The sequence below is a fragment of the Chelatococcus sp. KU-N122 genome (assembly GCF_055391085.1).
This window is the reverse complement of the sequence record NZ_AP043981.1, coordinates 555,234-579,411: the sequence shown is the minus strand read 5'-3', so window position 1 is coordinate 579,411 and position 24,178 is coordinate 555,234. Positions and strand designations below refer to the sequence as shown.

Below are 24,178 nucleotides of genomic sequence, written 5' to 3'. Positions count from 1 at the left end.
CTCTTTGATTCCGGAGCGCTTCTCCGCGACTGGGTGGGTCCCCTCAATCGCGAAGCGCTCTAGCCGGCGTCGTCGACGAGGAGCCGCGGCAGGTGGGTCTCATACCAGACCTTGACCGGCGTCAACACGGGGTGGGCCAAGTCACGCCTGAGGTAGGTTTCTATCCGTGGCAGGTGCCGCAGGTACTGCGGCTTGCCGTCGCGTCGGTCGAGCCTGGTGAAGATGCCGAGCAGCTTGGTGGCCCGCTGCGCGCCGAGCACGGCATAGGCCTGGGCGAAGGCCGCCAGGTCGAAATCGGGCTCGGCCGCCCGCCGGGCGCGCGCGTAGGTGCCCAGCAGCTTGAGCTCCAGGTCGGCCGGCACGGTGACCCGCGCATCCTGGAACAGGGATACGGTATCGTAGGCCGGGTGGCCCAGGACCGCGTCCTGGAAGTCGATGACCCCCAGCCGCTGCGCTTCCGGCCGGTCGGGCAGCCAGATGAGGTTGGGCGAATGGTAGTCGCGCAGCGCCCAGGTCGGCTTGGCGGCGACGACGGGTCGTAGCGCCTCGTTCCAGGCGGCGGTGAATTGCGAGCGCGCCAGCGCCGGCAGGGCGCGGGCATTGGCCGGCAGATACCAGTCGAGCAGCAGCTCGACCTCGATCATCAGGGCGTCCAGGTCGTAGGGCGGGATGACATGGTCGATGCCGTCGGCCACGGGCAGCGTATGCGGCAGGTCGATGCCGTGCAGCCGCGCCAGCAGCTGGGCCGCCGCTTCGTAGCGCGCCGGGATCGGGGCGCCGTCGGCCACGATGCCGCCGTCGCCGAGGTCCTCGACCAGCAGCACGCCGGCGTCGAGGTCGGCCCCCAGGATCTCCGGCGCGCTGATGTCGAGGGCGCGGAGGCCATTGGCGACGGCGACGAAGGCGTGCACGCTTTCGGCCAGGTGGGCGATGGCGCTGTAGGGCTTGCCGCGGCGGATCGCCGGCCCGTCCGGCCGGCGCGGCGAGATCATCAGGATGGCGGTCGCACCGGAGGGCCTGGTCAGGCGCTCGTAGGCGCGCGTCGAGGCGTCGCCCTGCAGGTGCTCGCGGCGGGCATCCTGCCAGGCGGCATGCGTCAGCACCGTGCGGATGGCGCGCGCGATGGCGAGCCGTTCGGCCCAGCCGCCGAAGCCGGTCATCACGGCAAAGCGGTGCGATGCGCTGTCCGGCGCGATGCGCAGCATGATGTCGAGCCGGTCGCGCCCCAGCGGGCGCTGCGCCCGCTCCGGCCATTCCACCAGCGCGATGGCGCCCGCCGTCGCCTCCTCCCAGCCGAGCTCCAGCAGCTCGTCGGGGCCGGAGATGCGGTAGAGGTCGGCGTGCACCACCCCGCCGGCCGGCGTGTCGTACTGCTGCATCAGGGTGAACGTCGGGCTCGGCACTTCGACCGTGGGGTCCTGCGCCAGCGTGCGCACCAGGGCGCGGGCGAGGGTCGACTTGCCGGCGCCGAGATCGCCGGACAGCGTGATCAGGTCGCCGGGCCGGAGCATCTCCGCGATCACGCGGGCGAGGGCGGCCGTCGCGTCCTCGTCGGGCAGGTCGAGGGTCCAGGTCGCGGTGGGGCCTTCCGCCTCGCCCATGGCCGCGGCGGGGGGCTGCGCCGGACGGCCATGGCCGGTGTCGGGCGCCGCCCGCACGGGGGCGGCCGACAGTTGGTCCTGCGCGGCGGCGCCGGGCGTCATCGTGTCGAGATCCATGCTGCCCCTATTATTCGGCGGCGGCGGGCACGGCCAGAGCGGCCGTCGGGAAAACGCAGGTGACGCGCGTGCCGCGCCCCATTTCGCTGGCGATGGTCACCTGGCCGCCATGCAACTCGACGAACGAGCGCACGATCGACAGCCCCAGCCCGACACCGCGCCGGCGCGCCTCCGGCGCGTGGCTCTCGAAGCGGTTGAAGACCTTGTCGACGATGTCGGCCGGGATGCCGCGGCCCTGGTCGACGACGTCGAACACCACGGCGCCGGCTTCGCGGCGCACCCGCAGCGACACCGTCTGCTGCGGCTTCGAGAAGCCGATGGCGTTCGACAGCAGGTTGAACAGGATCTGGCGCACCCGCTTGCCGTCCGCCTCGAAGCGGCCGATGTCGTCGGGGACGTCGATGGCCAGGTTGATCGAGGCCTCGGCCAGGCGGTCCTCGACGCCGCGCGCGGCCGCCTGGATGGTCTCGCGGATGTCGATCGGCTGGCGGTTGAGGGCCATGGAGCCGTTGTCGATGCTGGCGAGGTCGAGGATGTCGTCGATGATCGCCGTCAGTGCCGTCGACGAGCGCAGGATATGGTCGGCGTAGTCGCGCTGCTTGGCGTTGAGCGGGCCGCTCATGCCGTTGCTGAGCATCTCGACGAAGCCGATGATGTTGGTGAGCGGCGAGCGCAGCTCGTAGGAGACGTGGTGCACGAAGTCGTCGCGCAGCTGCGAGGCCTTGAGCAGCGCCTCGTTGCGCTCGGACAGCACCCGCTCGATGCGGGCGCTCGCCGTCATGTCGGTGAAGGTCAGCAGCGTCGAGCCGTCGGGCAGGGGCGCCATGGCGCAGTCGACGATGATCGTGGTGTCGCCGACGCCGTGGCCCAGCCGGCAGGTCGCGGCGCGGCGACTGTCGTGCAGGCCGACCACGGCCTCGCGCACCTGCGCCCAATGCTCGTCGTCGGCGATGATGCGTCGGCCCCGTTCGACGATCTCGTCGACGTGCGGCTCGGTCGCGGCCAGCCCCTTGGGCAGCTTCCACAGCCGCTCGAAGGCCGGGTTGGTGAGCCTGAGCCGGCCGTCCGGGCCGAACACGGCGACGCCCTCGCGCAGGGTGTCGAGCGTCTCGCCCTGCACGCCGATGAGGCCGTTGTAGCGCGACTCGAGCTGGAAGCGCTCGCTCACGTCGTCGAACAGATAGGTGACGCCGCCCTGGGGATTGGGGTTGGTGACGACGCGCAGCGTGCGGCCGTCGGGCAGGTACCACCAATGGTCCTGGGCCTCGACGGCCAGATAGGCCGCCAGCACGCCGGCCTTCCATTGCCGGAAGTCGGCCTCCTCGGGCAGCCGCCGCTCGGCGCGCAGCCGCTCCAGGATCTCGCCGTCGGTCGGTGCGCCGTCGAGGAAGGATTGGTCCAGCGACCACAGCAGGCGATAGGCCGAGTTGTGGAAGACGAGGTGCTGGCCGGCGTCGAAGATGGCGACGGCGGTCGGCAACTGGTCGAGCGTGCGCGCGTGCGCCTCCATCTGGCGCTCGAGGTCGTCGCGCAGGCTCGCCAGCTCCGATACGTCGGTGGCGATGCCGGCGCTGCCGGCGGGGCCCGGCACCTCGACGACATCGAGCATGCGGCGATCGCCGGCGAGCACCGCCGGCACCCGGGCGACGTAGGACAGGCCGATCTCGCGCCGGCGCTGCGATTCCTCGCGCGCGGACTGATCCAGCAGTTCGGTCGCTCCGGCGGCCGCGCCCGCGGCGTCCTGCGCCTCGATGGCCCGGCCGTAGGCGGCGTTCCACCAGGTGAGCTGGCCCGTATGGTCGCGCACCCAGACCGGCTGAGGGATCTCGTCCAGCATCACCCGGAGCGCGCCGAGCTCCGCTTCGACCCGGCCGAGCAGTTCCTCGGTGCGGGCGAGCTCCGCCCGGTCACCGGAGATCTCGCTGAGGCGCAGCAGCGCCGAGCCGCCGACCACGCGGCCGTCGGCGACGAGGAAACGCCCGGTGGTCGTCTTGAGCCGCAGCGAAAACGCTTCGCCGCCGAGCTTGAGGCGCTCGACGGCCATTTCGACGGCCTGCGCGTCCGTGGGCGTCAGGTAGGAGCCGAAGGCGAGGATGCGGCGCGGCTGGGCATCGATGGCGGCGATCGCCGTGTCGCCGTCGATGGTCGGCTCGGCGCCGGGCCGGGTCCAGGTGATCAGCACCTGCGGCACGCCGGCCAGGAAGGCCTCCGCCCGGTCGCGGGCGAACAGCGCCCGGTCGAGCTGGGCGCGCATGTGCCGCTCCCGCCGCCGATGCCAGCCGCGGGCGGCCATGTGGAGTCCCACCGTGACGCAGAGACAGAGGACCAGCCCGAGGATCAGGGCGAGCAGGCCGGCGCGGGCGGTGTCGAGCGGCGCGGCAACGAGGCCGGTGAGCTGCGCCGGCGAAGCCGTGCCGGCGGATCGGCGCAGGGAGGAGAGGGCATCAGCGAGATCAGGACGCGCGCCGCCCGGGGCCCAGGCGTAAAGCGCCAGCCCGGCTGCGCCGAGCGCGGCCGAGAGCACGAAAGCCCGCTTGATGACCCGCGAGCCGGCCATGGCATGAACCCCTCGTCGGTTGGCCCGAGGCGGCGGTTGTGCGCCGGAGCTGTCCCGAATCGGCGTCAGTGTACCTGGGCGGGCAACGCGATCGGAAGAGCTCCGCCACGACGCATGCACAGAACAGGCCGAATAAAGCGTTACCCGGCCGGAAATAAGGCGCCTCCGGCCTTGGAACCGGAGCGCCTCCCTTGCGATCGGGTGATCCCACCCGATCGCCAAACGCTCCCGCCGGGCGGGGCGAGCCGCGCCCGCAGCGTCAGTAGCGGTAGTGGTCCGGCTTGTAGGGGCCGGTCACCTTCACGCCGATGTACTCGGCCTGCTCGGGCTTCAGCTCGGTGAGCTTCACGCCGATCTTGGCCAGGTGCAGCCGGGCCACCTTCTCGTCCAGGTGCTTGGGCAGGGTGTAGACCTTCTTGGCGTACCGCCCTTCCTTGCCGAACAGCTCGATCTGCGCCAGCGTCTGGTTGGTGAACGAGGCCGACATGACGAACGACGGGTGGCCGGTGGCGTTGCCCAGGTTCACCAGGCGCCCTTCCGAGAGCAGGATGATGCGCTTGCCGTCCGGGAACTCGACTTCGTCGACCTGCGGCTTGACGTTGTGCCACTTGAGGTTCTTGAGGCCGGCGACCTGGATCTCGTTGTCGAAGTGGCCGATGTTGCAGACGATGGCGCGGTCCTTCATGCCGCGCATGTGGTCGAGGGTGATGATGTCCTTGTTGCCGGTGGCGGTGACGTAGATGTCGGCGCGCGGCAGCGCCTCCTCGATCGTCGTCACCTCGTAGCCTTCCATGGCCGCCTGGAGCGCGCAGATCGGATCCACCTCGGAGACGATGACGCGGGCGCCGGCCTGCCGCAGCGATGCGGCGGACCCCTTGCCCACGTCGCCGAAGCCGGCGACGAACGCCACCTTGCCGGCCATCATCACGTCGGTGCCGCGGCGGATGCCGTCGACCAGCGACTCACGACAGCCGTAGAGGTTGTCGAACTTGGACTTGGTGACGCTGTCGTTGACGTTGATGGCGGGGAAGAGGAGCTTGCCCTCCTTCTCCATGATGTAGAGCCGGTGCACGCCGGTGGTGGTCTCCTCCGAGACGCCCTTGATCGAGGCGGCGATCTCGCCGAACCAGCCCTTCGGCTTCTCGGCCAGGGTCTTCTTGATCAGGGCGAAGAGGATCTCCTCTTCCTCCGAGCCCGCCTTGTCGAGGAAGGCGGTGTCGCCGCCCTCGGCGCGCACGCCCAGGTGCACGAAGAGGGTGGCGTCGCCGCCGTCGTCGAGGATCATGTTGGGCACGCCGCCGCCGTGCCACTCGAACAGCTTGCGGGTGTAGTCCCAGTAGTCGTTCAGCGTCTCGCCCTTCACGGCGAACACCGGCGTGCCGGCGGCGGCGATCGCCGCGGCGGCATGGTCCTGGGTCGAGTAGATGTTGCAGGAGACCCAGCGCACGTCGGCGCCGAGCGCCTTCAGCGTCTCGATCAGCACGGCGGTCTGAATGGTCATGTGCAGGGAGCCGGCGATGCGCGCGCCCTTGAGCGGCTGCGCGGGACCGTACTCCTCGCGCACGGCCATCAGGCCGGGCATCTCGCTCTCGGCGATGGCGATCTCCTTGCGGCCCCAATCGGCGAGGCCGAGATCCTTGACAATGAATTCGTGCGACATGCGTCCAAAGCCTCCGCTGGCGACTGAGCCGGGGATTACCACCCCGCGCCGCGAAGGGCAATAAACATATAAACAAATCTTTATGTGATGATGGCGCCGGCCGCGGACGGGCCGCGCCCGGGCCCATGGCCGGCAATGCCGCTTGCCCGAGTGCTCTCCGATCGGCTCCGGCCAATCCGATCGCAGCGACGCGCTTCATGATTGGGGCGATGGGCGGGGCAACGGCCCGTTGCTCACGCAAGAGCGTGCGGGGGGCGCCGGGAGGCTGCCGGAGCCTATTCGGATCCGATGGACCCGGCCGGCCGGCCGCAACGTCACGAGCCTTCGAGACGGGCCCACTTCCTCGTCCAGCGACCGTACCCGATGAGGTTGCGCCTCTACGGCTTCGGCGTACGGCCGGCGCGGACGAGCGCCTCTCGCAGCTCGTCGTGCTCTTCGCAGCCGTCGGGATGGCAGAGCAGGCGCAGCAGCTCGAGATTTTTCTCGGCGCCGGCGAAGTCCCCCCGCTCGACGAAGAGCTCGCCCTGGTATTCCAGCGCCGACCGGTGGGCCGGATCGTAGAAGAGCGCTTCCTTGTACCAACGCGCCGCCTCGTCGTAGCGCTTGAGCTTGCGCAGGGAGTAGCCGAGGAGATTGTAGAGGTCGGCATGGCGCACGGTGGCCGTCAGGGCCTCGAGCTCGCGGGCGGCCGTCTCGTAGTGGCCCCCTTTGATCTCGGCCCGGATCGCCGACAGGTCGGGCAGGTCGGTCGAAGGGGCCGTGTCCATTGCCGCGGCGGCGTGGCCGGCCACGACCGCCAGCACGAGCAAGGCCCTGGGCAGGAGCGCGAGCCACCCGCTTACGGCTCGCCGTCCGCGGTTGATCATGGTTGCGTCACCTCGCTCAGGCGGCCGGCCGCTGGGCGCCGTCTTCGCCCATGGCCGCGAGGATGCGCCGCTTGAGCGCGGCAAATTCGGGGCTCGCCCGGTCCCGCGGCAGCGGCAGGTCGACCTCGATCTCGGCGGCGATCCGCCCCGGGTTGCGGGCCATGACGGCGACCTTGTCGCTGAGATAGATCGCCTCGTCGACGTCGTGGGTGACGAGGATCATGGTGATCCGCTCCAGCCGCCAGATGCGCTGGAGCTCCGCCTGGAGGTGCACCCGGGTCAGCGCATCGAGCGCGCCGAGGGGCTCGTCGAGCAGCAGGATCTCCGGGCGGCCGACGATGCCGCGGGCGATCGCGGCGCGCTGCGCCATGCCGCCGGAGAGCTCGTGCGGGTAAGCCTTTTCGAAGCCCGCCAAGCCGACCAGCGCGATGTGGTCGCGAACGGCGGCCGCCTTGTCGGCCGCGCTCCAGCCCGCGTTCTCCAGGGCGAGGGCGATATTGTCCTCCAGCGTCAGCCACGGCAGCAGCCGATGATCCTGGAATACGATGCCGCGCGACAGGGCCGGGCCTTCGATCCGCTGACCCCCGATGAAGATGTCGCCCCCGTGGTCCCGGTCGAGGCCGATGATGAGCCGCAGCAGGGTGGACTTGCCGCAGCCGCTCGGCCCCACCAGCGACACGAAGGCGCCCGCCTGAACCTCGAGGCTCACCCGCGAGAGCACGCGCACAGGCGGGCGTCCGGCCACCGTGTAGGTCTTTGATACGTTTCTGACGTCCAGATGCCCCGGCGTGACCACCGTCGCCGCTCCCTTCGTCGTCGTGAGCCCGATCTCGTTCAGGGGCAGCTCAGCCATCGTAGCCCTGCTTCCAGCGCAGCACGCGGCGCTGCAGGAGGGCCATGCTCCGGTCGATCGCGAAGCCGACGAGGCCGATGATGACCATGCAGACCACGAGCTGGTCGGTCAGCAGCAGGCCCTGCGCCCTGAAGATCAGGAAGCCCAATCCCTCCAGGCCGCTCAAGCCTTCGGCGACGACCACCAGGGCCCAGGCGAGGCCCGCGGCATAGCGGAGTGACACCATGATGGAGGGGACCGCCGCCGGCAGCACCACCTTGCGCACCAGCTGCCAGCGGGTCAGGGTGAGGACGCTGGCGAGCTCGATGTAGCTCTTCTCGACGTTGCGGATGCCTTGCAGCGTGTTGAGGAACACCGGAAAGAACACGGACTTGCCGATCACCAGCACCTTTGCCGGCGCACCAATGCCGAGCCAGAGGACGATCAATGGCAGCCAGGCGATGCCCGGGATGTGCCGGATGGTGTCGAACGTCGGACCGAAGAATTGTTCGACCTTGCGCGACAGCCCCGCCGCGATGCCCAGGCCGACGCCCGCGAGCGAGCCGTAGACGAAGGCCTGGCCCACGATCTTGACGCTGGCGAGGAAATCCAGCGCCAAGTTCTGCTTGGTGAGCATCTTCCAGAACGCCGTCACCACCGTGATCGGCGCCGGCAGGAAAACCGGGTCGATCCAGACGCGGCTGGCGGCGGTTTGCCAGAGGCCGATGATGATAGCCGGCAGGATGATGCCGATCAGCGCCGGCCTCCGGCGCGGGCCTCCGGCCGGCCTTGCCGGCGCGTCGGCGCGCCCCGCCAGGACGGAGCCGTCGATCGCCTCGGCTGTGTTGCTCATGCGGGCCCTCGCGGGATCGGCGCAATCGTGCCGCCGGCGCCATCGGCCGGCGGCTCGTTTCGCCTCAGTTGTAGATGGAGTATTGGCCGCCGACGAAGAAGCGCCCGTCGACAAAGGCGTCGATCTGGGTGTCCGTCAGCTTGCGCTCGGCGAGAATATCGTCGCCGTTCTCGATGTACCACGCCTGAAACGTCTTGATGGCGTTGCGGGCGCGCTCGGCGTTCGGCTCGCCGGCCATGAATTCCCATTCGCCGGCATGGGTGATCTGGAACTTGGCGACCTCGACGGGGACCCGCGTTTCCCGCGCCACGATTTCGGCCGCCTCATCCACGTGATCGAACGTCCACGCTCGCGTTTGCTCGCGCGCTTCGAGGAAAGCCTTCACCACATCGGGATATTTGTCCACGAAGTCGCGGCGCGCGAAGTAGGTCACGCGGCCCGCGTTGTTGACGTAGATGCCGTCGTCCGGCGAGCGGCCGACCACCTTGAGCTTGCCGGACAGCCAGGCGCCCGTGGCGGCGGCGCCGGCCGCGAGATGGACGGTGGTCGCATCCGTCGCGCCCGAGAGCACCGAGGAGATGGCCACGGCGACGTTATCGATCGAGGTGTAGCGGATGCGGCCCTGCTTCTCGCGCGAGTCGAACGGCAGCCCCGCCTTCTGGGCGACCTCGAAGGGCGACGACCAATAGCAGCTGATCCGGCTCGAGCCGAACTTCTTGCCGTCGAGGTCGGCGATGGTCTTGATGCTGTCGTTGTCCGCCCGCGCCAGGATCGGGGCGCGATACCGGTTGGACGGCTCGGACACCCAGATGATCTGGCCGTCGAGACCGTTCGCCCGATGCACGGTCGCGGGATAGATCATGCGCTGGGCGATGGCGATCGCGCCGCCCTTGACCGCGGCGGCCTCGGCGCCGAGCAATTCGGCCGCGCCCGAGGCGATCAGGTTGATCTGCGTGGTGCCGATCCTGTCGAACTCCTGCTTGAAGAAGCCCTTCTCGCGCGCAATCACCGTCCATGGCGTGAGCTGGAGATTGATCGCCGGCAGCGCCTCGGAGGCTCCCGCGGCGCCGACGCTCGCCCAAGCGGCGGTCGCGAGCGTGGCTGCCATGGTCAGGGCGGACGAATAGAACGTCTTTCTCGATTGATGCGTCCACAGCATAATGAAATTCCCTTTCCGCAGGGCGGCGCGAACATTGTCTGGATATTAGAATAGGCGGCTGCAATTATGCCTGTCCACATGGTGCGAACGCCGCTGTATTTCTTTATTCAGTGCTATCATGGATGAATTTTCTAGCTCACAGCCCGCTCGCGCCGCCGCTCGGTCGCCGTCGCGGCCGATACGCCGCGCGCCGGCTATCGGTGCCGCCGTCATCGTGTGCGTCGGCGCTGCTCTGGCGGCCGCCTTCGGCGGCGTCGGCGCCGCGACGCCCGTGCCGCGGGCGGCCGGGGCGGCTCGGCTCGAGGGGCCGCTGCGGCTGGGCGTGGCTTACGTCGCTCCGGCCCGGACGCCCGCGACCCGCATCTATGTGGAGGAGGGCTTCGAGGCGGACCTCGCCCAGGAGATCGGCCAGGCGCTCAAAGTCGAGGTCGAGCTCGTGGCCGTGGCAGCCGATCGGGACGGTGCGCTGGCCGACGGGCGCGTCGACGCCCTGCTCGTGCGGGCCGGCGCGGACGATCCGCTCCGCCGGACGGCCCGCGTGCTCCCGACCGGCTACGCCTCCGGCCTGAGCCCGGTGATGCGATCCGACAGGCCGCTGGCGCGGTGGAGCGACCTCGCGGGGCACGTGGTCTGCGTGACCGACGCCAACCTGCGCGGCCAGGCGCTGGCGCGCGCGCTCGGCGCGCAGGTACGGACGATGAGCGCGCCGGCGCAGGCCTTGATCGCGGTCCGCACGGGCGAGTGCGCTGCGGCCCTGCACGACCGCGCGGGCCTCGACGCCCTGTTCCGCAAGCGGTTCTGGCAGAAGTTCTCGGCGACTCTGCCCCCGGCCGAGACGAGCGAGCTCGTGGTGGCGGTGGCCGCGACGCGGCCCGACCTCGCCGCTGCGATCCAGACGGCGCTCGCGGCGGCCGGGTCCCCCTCGCAATGGCAGCAGCGGCTGGAGCGCTGGGCCGAGCTGGCCTCGTTCGAGGTGTATCGCGACCAGGTGGCCGGCGATTGCCATTGAGCCGGCAGTGCCGGCGATGGATGCTTCGTCGAGGCAAGGACGTCGGCGCGGGATTCCGCGCTCGTCCATCTGACGGCGGTCTATCGATATAGCAAATCTCGATGCGGTGATGGGCGCGGTGCGTTGGCGCCTGCGTCCGGTCCTCGCATCCGGTTCTGTCCGCCAGTGTCATCTCGATCGATCGATCAATTCAAACTTGATCGATCGATCGATATATGCTCTCTGAGCCGAACGTCGCGCGGCGGCCCGGGACGATCCGTTCCTGAGCCCGGCGGCATCAACAAGCGCAATCGGCAACAAGCGCAATCGGGAGGTGACGATGAGCGGGCGACGCAGCGTCGATATTCACGGGTTCAAGCACGTCAATCCGATCCCGAACGCCAGCCGGATCGGCAATCTGCTGATGTCAGGCCTGATCATCGGCGTCGACCCCGAGACGGGACAGCTTCCGGATACCGTGGTCAGGCAATGCGCCAACATGTTCGTGCACATGCGCAGCATCGTCGAGGCCGGCGGCCTGTCGATGGACGACATCATCAAGATGAACGTCTGGCTGCGCGACCCGTCGGACCGCGCCGCCCTCAACGACGAGTGGACGAAGGCCTTTCCGGATGCCGCCTCGCGCCCGGCGCGCCAGGCCCTGCCGCTGACCGCGGCCGGCGATGCGCTCATCCAGTGCGAGGTCATCGCCGTCGCCGGTTGAGGCGCCGCCGGCCCGTTCCCAACAAGGACCCCTCAGATGCAGAAATACAAGCTGTTCGATCCCAATCCGAAGGTGCCGGAGCCGCTGCCGCCGGCGGGAACCTGCGACGGCCAGTTCCATATCTTCGGCCCGGTGGAAGCCTATCCGATCCGGCCCGGCGCCGTGTACTGCACGCCCCAGGCGACGATCGGCGCGGCGCTGCGGATGCACAGGACGCTCGGCATCGCGCGCGGCGTCATCGTCCAGTCGAGCGCCTACGGCACCGATTTCCGCATTCTCTACGACGCGCTCGCCGAGGCGGGCCCGAACTACCAGGCCTGCGTGGTCATCGACGACAGCGTGAGCGATGCGGAGTTGCGCCGGCTGCACGATGCCGGCGTGCGCGGCGCGCGCTTCAACTTCTGGAAGGTGCTGAACCTGGTGCCGAGCCCGGAGCAGTTCAAGCGCTCGATCGCGCGCATCCAGGAGATGGGCTGGTACGCCAAGCTGCACATGCCGGCCGACGAGTTCCTGGAGATGGCTCCGCTCTTCGATCCGCTCACGCTCAACGTCGTCCTCGATCACTTCGGACGGCCCGACTTCAGTCTCGGGCTGGAGCATCCGACGGTCCGCCACATGCAGGCGCTCCTCGAGCGCGGCAACTGGTGGATGATGCTGTCCAACGGCGACCGCTGGTCCACCCAGGGCGCGCCCTGGGACGACGCCGTCGCCTTCGCGCGTGCGTTCATCGCAACGGCGCCCGATCGCATGATCTGGGGCTCCGACTGGCCGCATCCGCTGGTGGAGGAGCACATGCCCATGAAGAACGACGGCGAGCTGCTGGAGCTCATCTACCGCTATGCCGGCTCCGAGGCGATCAAGAAGAAGATCCTGGTCGACAATCCGGCCAAGCTCTTCGGTTTCACAGCTTAGATCACGCCTCCGATCAGATGATCGTCATCTGGTCGGAGAGACATGGTCCAACTCTTCAGAAAACACAGGCGCACGCCGGCTTTCGTCTCACGGAGAATACGCATGGATCTCGGTATCAAGGGCCGGAAGGCCATCGTCTGCGCCTCGTCGAAGGGGCTCGGCAAGGCCTGCGCCACGGCGCTGGCGCAGGAGGGGTGCAGCGTCGTCATCAACGGCCGCGACGAGGACGGCCTGCGCCAGGCGCGTGACGAGGTCGCCGCGACCGGCGCCGAGGTCACGGCGGTGCTCGCCGACATCAACACCGAGGCGGGGCGCGCGGCGCTGATCGCCGCCTGTCCGGAGCCGGATATCCTCGTCAACAACAACGCCGGGCCGCCGCCCGGCAAGATCGAGGATTGGGATCACGCCGCCTGGCTCACGGCGCTCGAGGCCAACATGCTGGCGCCCGCGCTGCTGATCCGGGCGGTGCTGCCGGGGATGCGCGCCCGGCGCTTCGGCCGCATCGTCAACATCACCTCGGCGATGGTGAAGACGCCCTATCCGGAAATGGGGCTGTCGACGGCCGCACGCGCGGGCCTCACGGCACTCAGCAAGGGCATGTCGAAGCTCGTCGCGCCCGACAACGTGACGCTCAACAACCTGCTGCCGTTCCGCATCGACACCAACCGCCAGCGCTTCTTCTCCCAGCGCCTGGCCGACGAGCAGGGGATCCCGTTCGAGGAGGCGCGCCATAAGATCGCCCAGACCGTCACCGCCGGCCGCATGGGCACGCCCGAGGAGTTCGCCGCGGCCTGCGCCTTCCTCTGCAGCGTGCCGGCCGGCTTCATATCGGGCCAGAACCTGCAGCTCGACGGCGCGTCCTACCAGGGCCTGATCTGACCGCAGCGTCCGTGCCGCATGACGGCGGGGTCGATGAGCTAGATCAGCCCATGGCTTCCGGCGACGGCGCCGAGCAGCGTGACGACCGCCGCGGCGAGGAGCAGGCGATGGAGACGCTCCATCCGCGCGAAGTCCGTCGCCGGCGCCGGCGACGCCGCCATGCGCCGGTGCAGGACCAGCGGCTCGAGCACGAACAGCATCGCCGCGAAGAGCGCCCAGAGGCCGACCATGGCGTGCATCCACCAGAACCGGGGGTCGACGAACCGGCCCCACATGTCCCCCCGCTGGATCATCCAGACGCCGCTCGCGCCGGCGAGCAGCACCCAGATCCGCGCCTGCGGCGCGAAGCGCGCCTCGATCCGGTGAAAGGCGGCGAGGCGCTCGTCCGGCGCGTGGCCGCGCCGCACCGACGGCATCACCACGGTCGTCACGAAGGCGACCCCGCCGATCCACATCAGGACCGCAAGGACGTGCAGCGCGCGAGCGATGGTGATGTCGTCCATGGCGACCTCCCTCAGGCGGCCAGCAGTTCGTCGGCCGGGCCGAAGAACTCGTAGTGGATGCTGTCGGACGGCGCGCCGGCGAGCGACAGCGCCGACACGAAGGCGCGCAGGAAGGGGCGCGGACCGCAGAGATAATAGTCGGCCGCTCCGATCGGCGTCTCGGCGGCGAGCCAGTCCGTGTCGATCAGCCCGGCCCGGTCGTAGTCCCGGCCCAGGACGTCCTCGCCGCGCGGGTGCTGGTAGAAGGTGGTGACGCGGATGTTGGGATGGCGCGCCGCGAGCGCCTTGACGTGGGCGCCCATGGCGTGGGTCGCCCCGTCGTAGGTGCCGTGGACATAGTGGACCGGAAGGCCGGGATGGCGCGTGGCGATGGTCTCCAGCATCGCCACCATCGGCGTCAGCCCGACGCCGCCCGACATCAGCACCACGGGCCGCTCCGGCCGGTCGTGCAGGGCGAACTCGCCCGCCGGCGGCGCCACCTTGAGCACCGTGCCCGGTGTGGCGTGATCGTGCAGCCAGCCGGAGGCCAGCCCCTTGGGCTCGCGCTTCACCGAGATGCGATAGCTTTCGCCGTTGGCGGCGTTCGAGATCGAGTAGTTGCGCTTGATCGGCGGGTGGCCGGGGATCTCCAGCCAGAAGGTGAGGTACTGGCCCGGCCTGTGGCGGATCACGGAACGACCGTCGGTCGGTCGCAGCAGGAAGGATGTGATGAGGCTGCTTTCGGGGCGCACCGCGTCCACCACGAAGGTCCGCCAGCCGGTCCAGCCGCCGTCGGCCCCGGCCAACTCGCCGTAGATGCGGCCCTCGCGCGCGATCAGGATGTGGGCGAGGAACCAGTAGGCTTCGCCCCAGGCGGCGAGGATCTCGTCGGTCGCCGCATCGCCGAGCACCGCCTTGATCGCGCCGAGCAGGGCTTCGGCCACATGCGGATAGTGCTCCGGCAGAATCTGCAGGCCGACATGCTTCTGCGCGATGCGCTCGACGGCCGGCGCCAGCGCCCCCAGATTGTCGATGTTGGCGGCATAGGCGAGGATCGCCGCGGTCAGCGCGCGCGGCTGCGAGCCGGCGTCCCCGTGGTGCGACTGGTTGAACAGGTCGCGAATATCGGGGTTGCGGAACATGCGCGCATACATCTCGCGCACGATGTCGAGGCCATGGGCCTCGAGCGCGGGCACGGTGGCCTTGACGAGCGCAATGGTGCGCTCGCTGAGTGTCTGTGACATCAACGTCTCCTTCGGGAACGGAAAAAAGGCGGGAGGGCGATCAGCCGTCGGGTGGCCGATCGTAGAAATCGACCTGCATTCGCATCGGGCCCAACGGCTCGACGAAGTGGGCCTGTTCGGGCCGGAGCGGCCCGGGCGTTCGGGAGTCAAGCACGGCCTCGCGGAACGGATCGAGGTAGGTCAGCCGCACCCGCCCTTCCAGCACGCGGACCATGCCCCAGACCCCGGCCTTGGTGCTGTGCCGCGAACGCAGCGCCTGGGGCAGCGTCGCCTCGTCGAACACCGGCGTCGAGCGATAGGGCTTGGCGGTCATGTCAGGCTCTCCGCGCGGAATGAGGATCCAGCTTGAAGAAGAGGGCCAGCTGCAGGCTTTCGGCGATGCGCGCCGCCTTGGCCTGAAGCGCGGCCGCCGCGGCGGGCGGCATGGCCTCGGCCACGGTCTGGTTCCAGAGCGCCAGCCAGCGCTCGAACAGCTCGGGCGCGATGCGGTCGCGGTGCTTGAGGTGCGCCGCCACCGGGTTGCCCTTGTAGCGGCCGCTGGTCAGCATCACCGACGACCAGAAGGCGGCGAGCTTCTCCAGGTGCTCCGGCCAGTCGTCGATGGCGTCGTTGAAGATCGGGCCGAGCGCGGCGTCGGCGCGGACGCGCGTGTAGAACAGCGTCACCACCCGCTGCAGCGCCTCGTCCGTGATGTTATCGACGCTGGTGTCCATGGCCGATCCATAATCATGCATCTCATATGCATCTATTATGACGCTTTAAAAGATGCAAGCGAAATGCATATTAAGGAGAGCCATGTGAGAGGGCCGATGCGGCTGACGCGCTACACCGATTATGCGATGCGGGTGCTGCTCTACCTGGGCGCACGGCCCGAGCGCCTGTGCTCGATCGGCGAGATCGCGCGCGCCTACGGCATCTCGCAGAACCACCTGATGAAGGTCGTCAACGACTTGGCCAACGCCGGCTACGTGGTCAGCACGCGCGGCCGCGGCGGCGGCATCCGGCTCGGCCTGCCGCCCGAGCAGATCAACGTCGGCGCGCTGGTGCGCCACACCGAGGACGGCTTCGATCTGGTGGATTGCGGCAGCTGCATCATCGCGCCCGCCTGCGGCCTCACCGGCGCGCTGCGCGAGGCGCTGGCGGCCTTCATGGCGGTGCTGGACGGCTACACGCTCGCCGACCTTCTCGCCAAGCGGGTCCAGCTCGGCAAGCTGCTCTCCGCCGCCGGCCGCACGGAGGCGGAGCCCGGCCTGGCCGGCTCGTCGGGCTGACCTGCGGCGCCGCCGTCAGGCGTGGGAGACGTGCTTGCCGACGGCGGCGGGCCGCCGCCGTCGTGGTGGCGCAGGTGCTGCGGACGGCTGCGCCGGCGCCGGGGCGCGGAGACCATTCAGCAGGAACGGCAGGATGTGCTCGAAGGCATAGTCCACGTTGCGCAGATCGCAGCGGCCGCCCGAGAGGTCGTAAATCCGATCCGGGTTGTTGAGCGTGTGCGTAATGATGCAGAGGAGGCAATGCAGGCGCCAGTACAGATCCTCCTCGGGCACGTCGGGAAGGACGAGTTGCAGCGCCCGGATGAAGCGATACTGGAAGTCGTCGAAGAACTCCCGCATCATGGCACGGGCGATCTTGCTGCGATCGCTGCCGATGCGGCCGACCAGGCGCATGAAGTGATCGCGCTTGGGCGTGCGTGCGAAGCTGTCGCGCCATGACGGCAGGAAGTAGCCGCGCAGCAGGTCCTCCAGACGCGGCTCCGGGCTCGCGGCAAGGACCGCCTCGATCATGTCGGAGCGCTGCTGGTTCACCGGCGCCGCCTTGCGCTCGAAGATGGCGCGCAGCAGGCCCTCCTTGTTGCCGAAATGATAGCTGATAAGCGAAATGCTGACCCCGGCCGACGCCATGATGCCGCGCAGCGAGGCGCCCTCGTAACCGTGATCGGCGAACAGGATCTCCGCTGCCTCGATGATGCGGTCCCGCGTCGCCTCGCCCGAGCGCTCCTTCTGGCGGGGGACGGCCCCACCGGTTGCTGTCGATGCCATCTTCGCCATGCGGACGTTCCCGAAGCCGATTCTCTACTGAACGATCAATTCACTAAGCTCTATCACGGCGCGGTTGCGCTGTCCCGCGGCGCGGCCGCCTCGGCGCCCGTTTCGGTCGATTCCGAACTTGCATTTGTATCGTTCGATCGATACAAAATTGATCCACAGGCGCCGGCGGATGAAGCTCGTGCGGCGTTCGATCGCCGCGGCGGACGAGGCGCTCGAAAAGGCGAGGGGCGAAGGCCTCCGTCACAAGGGAGGGATGCATGGCTCCGACCGCAGCCGCGGTTGCCGACAGCGCAGGGCGAACGGCGTCGTTTATCAATCTGGCCGGGGTGGCGAAGACCTACGCATCGCGCGAAGGCACGCGCGTCAATGCGGTCGAGGAGGTGTCGTTCGGCATCGCGCGCAGCGAGTTCACCTCCATCGTCGGGCCGTCCGGCTGCGGAAAGACGACGCTGCTCAAGATGATCGGCGGCCTCATGCCGGCCTCGCAGGGGGCGATCACCTACGACGGCCTGCCCAAGGGGCGCACGCGCCCGGAGCTCGGCATGGTGTTCCAGGATGCGGTGCTGCTGCCGTGGCGCACGGTGCTCGAGAACGTCATGCTGCCGATCGAGGTGCTGTCGCTCGATGCCAAGATGGGACGGCGGCGCGCGCTCGATCTCATCGAGCTGGTGGGGCTCAAGGGCTTCGAGGGAAAATACCCCACCGAGCTGTCCGGCGGCATGCAGCAGCGCGCGTCCATTGCGCGCGCCCTGGTCAACGAGCCCAAGCTGCTGCTGATGGACGAGCCGTTCGCCGCGCTCGATGCGCTGACGCGCGAATCCATGTCGCTGGAGCTTCAGCGCATCTGGCAGAGCAGCCGCAGCACGGTGCTGTTCATCACCCATTCCATCGCGGAGGCGGTGTTCCTGTCCGACCGGGTGCTGGTGATGACGGCGCGGCCCTCGCGGGTGCGCGAGATCATCGACATCGAGCTGCCACGGCCGCGCTCGCTGGCAATGACCACCAGCCCCGAATTCGGCGCCTATGTCGCCCATATTCGCACCCTGCTGTCCGCGACCGGGGGGATTTGAACGATGAGCCCCGACATGGTCGATCTTCAGCCGCAGGTGGGCAAGCCGCCGGTGCCTTTCGCGCGGCGCGCCGTCGCCTGGCTCGATCTCGGCACCATCCTGTCCGCCGCGTCGTTCGTCGTGCTGCTGGCCGTGTGGCAGTACGCGGTGCGTGCCAGCCTGATCCCGGCCTTCGTGCTGCCGGCGCCGACCGAGGTCGCGGCCCGGGTCTGGTCCGACATCCTGAGCCCGGCGACGCAGTTCGATTGCGGCTACACCCTGGTGGAGATCCTGGCCGGCTTCGCCATCGCCGCGGTCCTGGGCGTCGCGCTGGGCGCGCCGATCGCGCTCGTGCCGATCGTCGATCGCATCCTGTCGCCCTACATCGTCGCCTTGCAGACCATCCCCAAAGTGGCCGTGGCCCCGATCCTGATCATCTGGTTCGGCTTCGGCATCGAGTCGAAGATCGTCATCGTCGCCCTGATCGCGTTCTTTCCCATCCTGGTCAACGCGGTGCTCGGCTTCCGCAGCACCGATCCGCGCCAGATCACGCTGATGAAGGCGCTCGATGCCTCGGCGTGGAAGATCTTCGTCAAGGTTAGGATGCCCAACGCCCTGCCGTCGATCATGGCGGGCATGCACATCGCCATGATCTTTGCGGTGATCGGCGCGGTGGTGGGCGAGTTCCTCGGCTCGCCGCACGGCCTCGGCAGCCAGATCATGCAACGGCAGTCGTCGATGGACGTCGTCGGCGTCTACTCGCTCCTCGTCATCCTCACCGCGATCGGCATCGCCTTGAACACGGCGGTGAAGATGGTGGCCGATCGCCTGGTGTTCTGGGGCCAGACGGGGGAGACCAGCGGCTTCTAGAGCATGATCCCCAAAAGTGGACACCGGTTTTTGGACAAGATCATGCTCGAAACAAAGACTTAGAGCGGGAGTCGAAGATAAATCATCCCGCTCTAGAGCAGGATCTAGTGCAGGAGCCGGCATCCCCGTCTCGGGATCACGGGCCAGAGCCTGGTGTCAGGCTCCGCATCCTGCCGTACGCCGCCAAATCAAAGCTTCAAGACAGGGGGCCACCGTCCGCAGGGGCGGCACGAGCCCGAACAGGGAGGGGTTTTGCATGTTTCATGAGCGCTCTCGCGCCGCTGTCCGCACGCGCCTGACCGCCGTGCTCGCCCTCGGCGCCATCCTGGCGTCCGGCGCGGCCGCTGCCCAGACCAGGCTCGTCGTGCAGGGCGGCGCGCCCGTGCCGTACACCGGCTTCCTTCCGGTCTACGTCGCCCAGCACGCGGGGCTGTTCAAGGAGGAGGGGCTCGACGTCGAGGTCCGCTACAGCTCGGGCGCGCCCCAGGCGACGCAGATCGCCGCCGCCAACCAGGCCGACGTTGCCGTGGTGACCGTCGAGCCGGCGATCAACGGCTACGACAAGGGCATCCGCGGCAAGCTGTTCGGCCGCATCAACAACGAGCTGATCTACTACATCGCCGTGCCCGAGGGTTCGCCGATCAAGTCCGTCGCCGACCTGAAGGGCAAGAAGATCGGCGTGGCGAGCTTCGCCAGCGCCGCGGTTCCCGTCATCAAGTCGATCCTGAGGTCCGCCGGCGTCGAGCCGCAATCGGACACGCTGCTGCCCGTCGGCGTGAACGATCAGGCGATGGCGGCGCTCCGCTCCGGCGCGGTCGACGCGCTCGGGCTCTACGACGGCATCTATTTCGGCCTCGAGCGTGCCGGCTTCAAGTTTCGCTATTTCCGTCAGCCGACCCTGGGCAAGTTCGGCAACACCGGGCTGTTCGCGTCGGACGAGACCTTCAAGGCGAAGCAGGACGCCCTGTGCCGCTTCGGGCGGGCCTTCGCCAAGGCGGCCCTGTTCGCCGAGACCAACCCGCGCGCCGCGGTGCAGCTCTATTGGAAGTCGGCGCCCGGCAACCGCAAGGGCGCGGACGAAGCCGAGGCGATGAAGAACGGCCTCGCCGAAGTCGAGCCGATGCTGAAGGTCTTCAATATCGGCTTCCCGCCGCAGGCCCGCTACGGCGAGATCGATATGGCCGCCTTCCGGCAATACATGGAGCTCAACAAGCAGGAGGGCGTCATCGCCAACGTGCCGCCGATCGATGCCATCGCGACCAACGCGCTCATCGCCTGCATCAACACCTTCGACGGCGACGCCATCCGCAAGATGGCCCGCGACTGGAAGGACTGACGGGTCGGCTCCGCCTGCCCGATCGCCGACAGCGAGGATCATATGGATTTTGGCATCAGGGGACGCGTCGCACTGGTGTGCGGCGCGAGCAAGGGGCTGGGCCGCGGCTGCGCCGAGGCGCTGGCGGAGGAGGGCGCCGATCTGGTGCTCGTCGCCCGCGGCCGAGACGCGCTGGCCGACGCGGCCCGCGACATCGGCGCCCGCTTCGGCCGCCCGGTGCGCACCGCCGCCGCCGACATCACCACGGAGGAGGGACGCACCCGCGTCCTGGCGGCCTGCCCGGCGCCGGACATCCTGGTCACCAACGCCGCCGGCCCGCCGCCCGGCGATTTTCGCGCCTGGGATCGCGACGCCTGGATCGCCGCCCTCGACGCCAACATGCTGACGCCGATCGAGCTGATCCGGCGGACCATCGACGGCATGATCGCCCGGCGCTTCGGGCGCATCGTCAACATCACGTCATCGGCGGTGAAGGCGCCTATCGACATCCTGGGCCTGTCGAACGGGGCGAGGTCCGGCCTCACCGGCTTCGTCGCCGGCCTCGCCCGCGCCTCGGCGCAGCACAACGTGACCATCAACAATCTGCTGCCCGGCCCGTTCGCCACCGACCGGCTCGATGCGCTGGTCGGCACCATGGCCGCAGGCCGCGGGGAGGCCGCGGACGATGTCCGCCGGCGCCTGATGGCGCAGAACCCCGCCGGCCGCTTCGGCTCGCCGGAGGAGTTCGGCGCTGCGTGCGCCTTCCTGGCCAGCGCCAGGGCGGGGTTCATCACCGGGCAGAACATCGTGCTCGACGGCGGCGCCTATCCCGGCACGTTCTGACGGAGGCTGCGGCATCCCTGCCGCGGCACACACATGGCGAGGGAGGTGGCGATGAGCACCTACGTTCTGTTCGATGTCGAGATCCACGACCCCGAGGGCTTCGCCACCTTCATGGCCGGAGTCAAGCCCGCGATCGAGAGCGCCGGCGGGCGCTACCTGGCGCGCGGGGGCGCGCACACCGTGCACGAGGGCGACTGGCAGCCCCGCCGCATCGTGCTGCTGGAATTCCCCTCCCCGGAGGCCTGGACCGCCTTCTACGCCAGCAAGACCTATCGCGACCTGAAGGCCGTCCGGGAGAAGGCGAGCTCGGCGCGGCTCGTCAGCTTCGAGGGCCTTGCCAGCTCCCCGCCGACATAGACGTCGCGACGGCGATCGGCGCACCGGCGGCGCCTCGCCGACCCGGATTCCAGGCCAGGGTGATCGGCATCTGTGGGCTGCGCGACATAGGCGTGCCTCAAGACATGTGCTTTAGAGAGGGAGCATCACGCGCTCGGCAACGGTCCGAGCCGCGGCTGGACCGGCGTCCGGCCGCATCCCGGGAACGGCAAGCTCGAGGAGATCTGACGTGACGAACCTCGCCGACCAACCGACTTCCCCCGCGCTGCGGACCGACGGTCACGCCGAGCTGCCTCGGCCGGCCGCGCGCGGCCGCACCGACAATGGCATCGGCTTCGGCCCGTCGCCCAGCGGCCTGCCGTCCTCCGGCCGCTCCGCCGAGCAATGGCGCGACGACATCCTCGACAAGCTGCTCTACGAGGTGGGCCGCACCACCCAGACGGCGGCGCCGCACGACTGGTACCTGGCCACGGCCTATGCGGTGCGTGACCAGATCGTCGACGGCTGGGTCGGCTCGCGCACCCGCACCTACGACGAGGACCGCAAGCGCGTCTATTATTTCTCGGTCGAATTCCTGATCGGCCGGCTGCTGACCGACGCGCTCTGCAACATGGGCGCGACCGAGGCGGTGCGCCAGGCGCTCAACACGCTGGGCATCAGCCTCGACTCGATCCGCGAGGTGGAGCCGGACGCGGCGCTGGGCAACGGCGGCCTTGGCCGCCTCGCCGCCTGCTTCATGGAGAGCCTGGCGAGCCTGTCGACCCCGGCCTACGGCTACGGCATCCGCTACGAGCAGGGCCTGTTCAAGCAGGCGATCGTCGACGGCTGGCAGCGCGAGCTGCCCGAGGACTGGCTGTCCCTCGGCAACCCCTGGGAGTTCAAGCGCGCCGACGTGACCTACCCGGTCTGCTTCGGCGGCGTGGTCGAGCACATCGGCGGGGACGGGGAGCGGGGCCACGCCATCTGGCATCCGGCCGAGACGGCGATCGCCATCGCCCACGACACGCCGGTGCCGGGCTGGCGCGGCCGCCACGTCAATACGCTCAGGCTGTGGTCGGCCCGGTCCGTCGATCCCATGCAGCTCGAGGCCTTCAACCGCGGCGACTTCGTCGGCGCCCTGGCCGACCGCGCCAAGATCGAAGCGATCTCGCGGGTGCTCTACCCCAACGACGAGACCGAGGCCGGCCAGGAGCTGCGCCTGCGCCAGGAGTTCTTCTTCACCTCCGCCTCGCTGCAAGACCTCACCCGGCGCCACCTCACCCAGTACAAGGACATCACCACGCTGCCGGATTACTGCGCCATCCAGCTCAACGACACCCACCCGTCGATCGCCGTCGCCGAACTGATGCGGCTCCTGATCGACGAGCACGGCGTGGGCTGGGACGACGCCTGGAGCGTCACCACGCGCACGCTGAACTACACCAACCACACGCTGATGCCGGAGGCGCTGGAAAGCTGGTCGGTGGAACTGCTCGGCCGCGTGCTGCCGCGCCACCTCCAGATCATCTACCAGATCAACTGGGAGCACCTGCGGCGCATCGCCGAGCACGGGCCCAGCTCCGACGAGCAGAAGGCGGCCCTGTCGCTGATCGATGAGCAGCACGGCCGGCGGGTGCGCATGGGCCACCTCGCCTTCCTCGGCGCCCACCGGGTGAACGGCGTCTCCGCCCTGCACACCAACCTGATGCGGCAGACCGTCTTCAAGGAGCTGAACGAGGTCTACCCCGGAAAAATCGTCAACAAGACCAACGGCATCACCTTCCGTCGCTGGCTGTTCGAGGCCAATCCGCGGCTGACTGCGCTGCTGGTCGAGACGATCGGGCCGGCGTTCCTCGACGATCCCATGCGGCTCACCGACGTCGCCCCCTTCGCCACCGATACGGGCTTCGTCGAGCGTTATGCCCGCTGCCGCCGCGAGAACAAGACCGCGCTCGCCCGCATCATCCGCGACCGTTGCGGGCTGGCGGCCGATCCGGCGAGCCTGTTCGACGTGCAGATCAAGCGCATCCACGAGTACAAGCGGCAGCTGCTCAACGTGCTCGAGACGGTGGCGCTGTACCAGGCGATCAAGGACGACCCGAGCCGCAGCTTCGCGCCGCGCACCAAGATCTTCGCCGGCAAATCGGCGGCGAGCTACGTGCGCGCCAAGCTGATCATCAAGCTCGCCAACGACGTCGGCCACCGCATCGAGGCGGATCCCGCCGTGCGCGACCGGCTCAAGCTCGCCTTCCTGCCCAACTACAACGTGAGCCTGGCCGAGGACATCGTGCCGGCGGCTGATCTCTCCGAACAGATCTCGACCGCGGGCATGGAAGCCTCGGGCACCGGCAACATGAAGCTCGGCCTCAACGGCGCCATCACCATCGGCACGCTCGACGGCGCCAACGTGGAGATGCGCACCAACGTGGGCGAGGAGAACATGGTCATCTTCGGGCTGACCACGCCCGAGGTGGCGGAGAAGCGCGCCGCCGGGGTCACCGGCGCCCAGGCCGTCGCCGAGTCGCCGCGCCTTCAGCGCGTCATCGAGGCGCTGAAGGCGGGCGAGTTCTCGCCCGACGACAAGCAGCGCTTCGCCCCGCTCCTCGATGCCATCCTCGGCGCCGATCCGTTCATGGTCTGCGCCGATTTCGACAGCTACTGGGAGGCGCAGCGCCGGGTCGACGCGCTGTGGGCCGATCCCGCCACCTGGTGGCGCATGAGCATCCTCAATACCGCGCACATGGGCTGGTTCTCGTCGGACCGCACGATCCGCGAGTACTGCGCCGAGATCTGGGGCGCTCCGACCGAATAGCGCCTGGGCGGCGGGGGCCGCGGCCCATCGCCATCGGCGGTCGCCCGGATCGGGC

23 protein-coding genes are annotated in these 24,178 nt (G+C 69.1%); 11 read left to right on the top strand and 12 right to left on the bottom strand.

What is annotated here, in order from left to right:
• Positions 1–59: 59 nt before the first annotated feature.
• The 7 genes from tsaE to ACZ5PO_RS02590 all read right to left on the bottom strand — a co-directional run bounded on the left by tsaE (position 60) and on the right by ACZ5PO_RS02590 (position 9,645).
• Positions 60–1,601: a tRNA (adenosine(37)-N6)-threonylcarbamoyltransferase complex ATPase subunit type 1 TsaE gene (gene tsaE / locus ACZ5PO_RS02620; RefSeq protein WP_464196624.1), complete on the bottom strand. Its 1,542-nt coding sequence runs from the start codon at positions 1,599–1,601 to the stop codon at positions 60–62.
• 127 nt (positions 1,602–1,728) lie between these two features.
• On the bottom strand, positions 1,729–4,275 hold the full coding sequence (locus ACZ5PO_RS02615; protein WP_464189965.1) for a sensor histidine kinase: 2,547 nt from the start codon (positions 4,273–4,275) through the stop codon (positions 1,729–1,731).
• A 259-nt stretch (positions 4,276–4,534) separates the two neighbouring features.
• Positions 4,535–5,935, bottom strand: a complete 1,401-nt coding sequence (ahcY, locus tag ACZ5PO_RS02610) for an adenosylhomocysteinase (RefSeq protein WP_464189963.1) — start codon at positions 5,933–5,935, stop codon at positions 4,535–4,537.
• Positions 5,936–6,312: 377 nt separating this feature from the next.
• On the bottom strand, positions 6,313–6,801 hold the full coding sequence (locus tag ACZ5PO_RS02605) for a tetratricopeptide repeat protein (protein ID WP_464189960.1): 489 nt from the start codon (positions 6,799–6,801) through the stop codon (positions 6,313–6,315).
• A 16-nt stretch (positions 6,802–6,817) separates the two neighbouring features.
• Positions 6,818–7,654 (bottom strand): ABC transporter ATP-binding protein, encoded by an 837-nt coding sequence (locus ACZ5PO_RS02600; RefSeq protein ID WP_464189958.1) that lies wholly within the window; start codon positions 7,652–7,654, stop codon positions 6,818–6,820.
• Complete coding sequence (locus ACZ5PO_RS02595) at positions 7,647–8,486, bottom strand: ABC transporter permease (protein ID WP_464189956.1); 840 nt, start codon at positions 8,484–8,486, stop codon at positions 7,647–7,649. Before ACZ5PO_RS02595 ends, ACZ5PO_RS02600 begins: the two co-directional genes overlap by 8 nt.
• A 64-nt stretch (positions 8,487–8,550) precedes the next feature.
• Complete coding sequence (locus tag ACZ5PO_RS02590; RefSeq protein WP_464189954.1) at positions 8,551–9,645, bottom strand: ABC transporter substrate-binding protein; 1,095 nt, start codon at positions 9,643–9,645, stop codon at positions 8,551–8,553.
• Between the two features lie 214 nt (positions 9,646–9,859).
• On the opposite strand from ACZ5PO_RS02590, the gene ACZ5PO_RS02585 reads away from it, so the two are divergent.
• The 4 genes from ACZ5PO_RS02585 to ACZ5PO_RS02570 all read left to right on the top strand — a co-directional run bounded on the left by ACZ5PO_RS02585 (position 9,860) and on the right by ACZ5PO_RS02570 (position 13,148).
• Positions 9,860–10,654, top strand: a complete 795-nt coding sequence (locus ACZ5PO_RS02585) for a transporter substrate-binding domain-containing protein (protein WP_464189952.1) — start codon at positions 9,860–9,862, stop codon at positions 10,652–10,654.
• A gap of 319 nt (positions 10,655–10,973) precedes the next feature.
• A complete protein-coding gene (locus ACZ5PO_RS02580; protein WP_464189950.1) occupies positions 10,974–11,357 on the top strand; it encodes a RidA family protein in 384 nt (127 codons plus the stop codon).
• A 36-nt stretch (positions 11,358–11,393) separates the two neighbouring features.
• Positions 11,394–12,269: an amidohydrolase family protein gene (locus ACZ5PO_RS02575; protein WP_464189949.1), complete on the top strand. Its 876-nt coding sequence runs from the start codon at positions 11,394–11,396 to the stop codon at positions 12,267–12,269.
• Between the two features lie 102 nt (positions 12,270–12,371).
• On the top strand, positions 12,372–13,148 hold the full coding sequence (locus ACZ5PO_RS02570) for an SDR family oxidoreductase (protein WP_464189947.1): 777 nt from the start codon (positions 12,372–12,374) through the stop codon (positions 13,146–13,148).
• Positions 13,149–13,186: 38 nt separating this feature from the next.
• On the opposite strand, the gene ACZ5PO_RS02565 is transcribed toward ACZ5PO_RS02570, so the two are convergent.
• Genes ACZ5PO_RS02565 through ACZ5PO_RS02550 form a run of 4 tightly spaced genes read right to left on the bottom strand, consistent with a single transcriptional unit; the run spans position 13,187 to position 15,587 of the window.
• Positions 13,187–13,651: a hypothetical protein gene (locus ACZ5PO_RS02565; RefSeq protein ID WP_464189945.1), complete on the bottom strand. Its 465-nt coding sequence runs from the start codon at positions 13,649–13,651 to the stop codon at positions 13,187–13,189.
• An 11-nt stretch (positions 13,652–13,662) separates the two neighbouring features.
• Positions 13,663–14,874: an NO-inducible flavohemoprotein gene (hmpA, locus tag ACZ5PO_RS02560; RefSeq protein ID WP_464189943.1), complete on the bottom strand. Its 1,212-nt coding sequence runs from the start codon at positions 14,872–14,874 to the stop codon at positions 13,663–13,665.
• Positions 14,875–14,914: 40 nt separating this feature from the next.
• Positions 14,915–15,187, bottom strand: coding sequence for a TehB family protein (locus tag ACZ5PO_RS02555; RefSeq protein WP_464189941.1), 273 nt, complete (start codon positions 15,185–15,187; stop codon positions 14,915–14,917).
• Position 15,188: 1 nt separating this feature from the next.
• Positions 15,189–15,587 (bottom strand): group III truncated hemoglobin, encoded by a 399-nt coding sequence (locus ACZ5PO_RS02550; protein WP_464189939.1) that lies wholly within the window; start codon positions 15,585–15,587, stop codon positions 15,189–15,191.
• A gap of 96 nt (positions 15,588–15,683) precedes the next feature.
• Here ACZ5PO_RS02550 and ACZ5PO_RS02545 point away from each other — a divergent pair, with 96 nt between their 5' ends.
• Positions 15,684–16,145: an Rrf2 family transcriptional regulator gene (locus tag ACZ5PO_RS02545; RefSeq protein ID WP_464196622.1), complete on the top strand. Its 462-nt coding sequence runs from the start codon at positions 15,684–15,686 to the stop codon at positions 16,143–16,145.
• A 15-nt stretch (positions 16,146–16,160) separates the two neighbouring features.
• Here ACZ5PO_RS02545 and ACZ5PO_RS02540 read toward each other — a convergent pair whose 3' ends face one another.
• Positions 16,161–16,919, bottom strand: coding sequence for a TetR/AcrR family transcriptional regulator (locus tag ACZ5PO_RS02540; RefSeq protein ID WP_464189937.1), 759 nt, complete (start codon positions 16,917–16,919; stop codon positions 16,161–16,163).
• Positions 16,920–17,176: 257 nt separating this feature from the next.
• On the opposite strand from ACZ5PO_RS02540, the gene ACZ5PO_RS02535 reads away from it, so the two are divergent.
• The 6 genes from ACZ5PO_RS02535 to ACZ5PO_RS02510 all read left to right on the top strand — a co-directional run bounded on the left by ACZ5PO_RS02535 (position 17,177) and on the right by ACZ5PO_RS02510 (position 24,123).
• Positions 17,177–17,989, top strand: coding sequence for an ABC transporter ATP-binding protein (locus tag ACZ5PO_RS02535; RefSeq protein WP_464189935.1), 813 nt, complete (start codon positions 17,177–17,179; stop codon positions 17,987–17,989).
• A 15-nt stretch (positions 17,990–18,004) separates the two neighbouring features.
• Complete coding sequence (locus tag ACZ5PO_RS02530) at positions 18,005–18,838, top strand: ABC transporter permease (protein WP_464189933.1); 834 nt, start codon at positions 18,005–18,007, stop codon at positions 18,836–18,838.
• A gap of 256 nt (positions 18,839–19,094) precedes the next feature.
• Complete coding sequence (locus tag ACZ5PO_RS02525) at positions 19,095–20,174, top strand: ABC transporter substrate-binding protein (protein ID WP_464189931.1); 1,080 nt, start codon at positions 19,095–19,097, stop codon at positions 20,172–20,174.
• Between the two features lie 42 nt (positions 20,175–20,216).
• Positions 20,217–20,996 carry an SDR family oxidoreductase gene (locus tag ACZ5PO_RS02520; protein ID WP_464189929.1) on the top strand — a complete coding sequence of 260 codons (780 nt, stop codon included), beginning with the start codon at positions 20,217–20,219 and terminating at the stop codon, positions 20,994–20,996.
• 51 nt (positions 20,997–21,047) lie between these two features.
• On the top strand, positions 21,048–21,353 hold the full coding sequence (locus tag ACZ5PO_RS02515; RefSeq protein WP_464189927.1) for a DUF1330 domain-containing protein: 306 nt from the start codon (positions 21,048–21,050) through the stop codon (positions 21,351–21,353).
• A gap of 307 nt (positions 21,354–21,660) precedes the next feature.
• Entirely contained in the window at positions 21,661–24,123 is a 2,463-nt protein-coding gene (locus ACZ5PO_RS02510; protein ID WP_464196620.1) for a glycogen/starch/alpha-glucan phosphorylase, read from the top strand.
• Positions 24,124–24,178 lie beyond the last annotated feature (55 nt).

Coding starts and splice junctions, on each gene's coding strand:
- tsaE (WP_464196624.1), bottom strand. CDS start 1,601: ATGGGCGAGGCGGAAGGCCCCACCGCGACCTGGACCCTCGACCTGCCC.
- ACZ5PO_RS02615 (WP_464189965.1), bottom strand. CDS start 4,275: ATGGCCGGCTCGCGGGTCATCAAGCGGGCTTTCGTGCTCTCGGCCGCG.
- ahcY (WP_464189963.1), bottom strand. CDS start 5,935: ATGTCGCACGAATTCATTGTCAAGGATCTCGGCCTCGCCGATTGGGGC.
- ACZ5PO_RS02605 (WP_464189960.1), bottom strand. CDS start 6,801: ATGATCAACCGCGGACGGCGAGCCGTAAGCGGGTGGCTCGCGCTCCTG.
- ACZ5PO_RS02600 (WP_464189958.1), bottom strand. CDS start 7,654: ATGGCTGAGCTGCCCCTGAACGAGATCGGGCTCACGACGACGAAGGGA.
- ACZ5PO_RS02595 (WP_464189956.1), bottom strand. CDS start 8,486: ATGAGCAACACAGCCGAGGCGATCGACGGCTCCGTCCTGGCGGGGCGC.
- ACZ5PO_RS02590 (WP_464189954.1), bottom strand. CDS start 9,645: ATGCTGTGGACGCATCAATCGAGAAAGACGTTCTATTCGTCCGCCCTG.
- ACZ5PO_RS02580 (WP_464189950.1), top strand. CDS start 10,974: ATGAGCGGGCGACGCAGCGTCGATATTCACGGGTTCAAGCACGTCAAT.
- ACZ5PO_RS02575 (WP_464189949.1), top strand. CDS start 11,394: ATGCAGAAATACAAGCTGTTCGATCCCAATCCGAAGGTGCCGGAGCCG.
- ACZ5PO_RS02570 (WP_464189947.1), top strand. CDS start 12,372: ATGGATCTCGGTATCAAGGGCCGGAAGGCCATCGTCTGCGCCTCGTCG.
- ACZ5PO_RS02565 (WP_464189945.1), bottom strand. CDS start 13,651: ATGGACGACATCACCATCGCTCGCGCGCTGCACGTCCTTGCGGTCCTG.
- hmpA (WP_464189943.1), bottom strand. CDS start 14,874: ATGTCACAGACACTCAGCGAGCGCACCATTGCGCTCGTCAAGGCCACC.
- ACZ5PO_RS02555 (WP_464189941.1), bottom strand. CDS start 15,187: ATGACCGCCAAGCCCTATCGCTCGACGCCGGTGTTCGACGAGGCGACG.
- ACZ5PO_RS02550 (WP_464189939.1), bottom strand. CDS start 15,587: ATGGACACCAGCGTCGATAACATCACGGACGAGGCGCTGCAGCGGGTG.
- ACZ5PO_RS02545 (WP_464196622.1), top strand. CDS start 15,684: ATGCGGCTGACGCGCTACACCGATTATGCGATGCGGGTGCTGCTCTAC.
- ACZ5PO_RS02540 (WP_464189937.1), bottom strand. CDS start 16,919: ATGGCGAAGATGGCATCGACAGCAACCGGTGGGGCCGTCCCCCGCCAG.
- ACZ5PO_RS02535 (WP_464189935.1), top strand. CDS start 17,177: ATGGCTCCGACCGCAGCCGCGGTTGCCGACAGCGCAGGGCGAACGGCG.
- ACZ5PO_RS02530 (WP_464189933.1), top strand. CDS start 18,005: ATGGTCGATCTTCAGCCGCAGGTGGGCAAGCCGCCGGTGCCTTTCGCG.
- ACZ5PO_RS02525 (WP_464189931.1), top strand. CDS start 19,095: ATGTTTCATGAGCGCTCTCGCGCCGCTGTCCGCACGCGCCTGACCGCC.
- ACZ5PO_RS02520 (WP_464189929.1), top strand. CDS start 20,217: ATGGATTTTGGCATCAGGGGACGCGTCGCACTGGTGTGCGGCGCGAGC.
- ACZ5PO_RS02515 (WP_464189927.1), top strand. CDS start 21,048: ATGAGCACCTACGTTCTGTTCGATGTCGAGATCCACGACCCCGAGGGC.